Here is a 698-nt window from a genome sequence, read left to right on the forward strand (position 1 = left end):
CCTGCCCAGTCGAACTCGCCTCTGGCAAGTCTGAGAGGGACCTGCTCGTTTGTAGTTGTGAGTGTCAAGACTTCGTCGATATAGGGAAGAGGCTTTCCGTCTTCCCCTATCTGCCAGTAATTCGGATTTCTTACCACGCTGAAGGACTGCTCGCTGAACGAGCCTTCCTTGAGAACGAATGGTCCGGTGCCCACAGGAATTCCCTCACCTATCCAGGTCAGAGGGTCATCGACTTTCGACCAGATGTGTTCGGGGACAATGAAGACGCTGGAGAATCTCTGAATGATGGTCGTGTTGACATCGGAAAAGGTGAAAGTAACGGTCATCGGTTTGTCTGATCGGACTCCAACAACGCCTGTCGACCACAGGCTCGCGACGTCGAGTGCCTTGTTGTTCTTTCCAAGGTTTACGGTGAATAGTACATCCTTCTCGGTAAAAGGTGTTCCGTCATTCCATTCAACACCTTCTCTCAGATTGAAGGTCAACTCCAGGAGATCGTCAGACCACTCATAGCTCTCTGCTAGCCAGTTCATGATCTTTCCCGTCATCGGGTTGAAGTAAATGAGAGTTTCGTAGAAACCTCCAATCGCCATTTCATTGGAATTCGGCGAGAAGGGATTGAAGTTCTCTATCAGAATCCCCTGTTTCATCGAGGTAATCCTGAGCGTACCCCCTCTCTTGATATCCGCTGCGAACAT

1 protein-coding gene is annotated in these 698 nt (G+C 50.0%); it reads right to left on the minus strand.

Going from position 1 to position 698, the window contains the following annotated elements:
- Positions 1 to 698, minus strand: a 698-nt coding sequence (locus BG32_RS07080; RefSeq protein WP_259459581.1) for an ABC transporter substrate-binding protein, incomplete at both ends; no start/stop codon positions are given.

The sequence above is a fragment of the Mesotoga sp. HF07.pep.5.2.highcov genome (assembly GCF_003666285.1).
Classification (GTDB): Bacteria; Thermotogota; Thermotogae; order Petrotogales; family Kosmotogaceae; genus Mesotoga; species Mesotoga prima.